Here is a 684-nt window from a genome sequence, read left to right as displayed (position 1 = left end):
AACAATCCTCAGACGCAGAAAGGAAATCAAACACCAGACAATCCAGAAACGCCGCTTGCTGCATCATCAGAACGCGGCGTAGATTGAAACTGCGGCGAGCCTGATCCTCCTAAGCCAATCAAACGCTCGTGTTCCAAATCATTCGATGACGGACACCCTGTCGCGGAGTCCCCCTTTTGCACCCGCTGCCTGATGATGGGCGCGGATTACGGTGCTATCGATCATTTGCAGGGCGTCTGGCACTGCTCCACTTCGGTTCAAGGCGTCCATAATCTCTTCCCATAACCCCGCCAGTGTCCAGCGCCGAAACTGTCGGTAGACGCTGAACCACTTGCCGAACTCTTCCGGCAGGTCGCGCCACGGAGCCCCTGTCCTGGAAATCCAGAAAATCCCATCAAGAACAAGGCGGTGGTTGATAGGCTTGCGTCCATTCGGGGCGCGGACAGCCAAGATGAACCGCTCAAAGAACGCCCAATACTCGTCCGACATCAGGTCTCGTGCCAAGCTGGTCTCCGTCGTAGATACCAGCTTGAATCATGCCCGCCGACAGATGTGAATCCCTTTTGTCAACATGACCTAGCATTGTCAGTGATAACGTCCTATATGCGGAACGATCGTCAGATTTGGCATCAGGTCACTGTCATGCTGGGTGTTCCAGCATGGTTGAATGTGTGTCAGTTCGGC

1 pseudogene is annotated in these 684 nt (G+C 54.4%); it reads right to left on the bottom strand.

Annotated features, from left to right (window positions below):
* Positions 1 to 168: 168 nt before the first annotated feature.
* Positions 169 to 489: pseudogene (locus ACR0AM_RS21625) on the bottom strand (IS5 family transposase); the annotation flags it as partial.
* Positions 490 to 684: the final 195 nt, after the last annotated feature.

The organism is Ruegeria sp. AD9 (assembly GCF_056542305.1).
The sequence above is the reverse complement of the archived record's forward strand: the minus strand, read 5'-3'. Positions and strand labels throughout refer to the sequence as shown.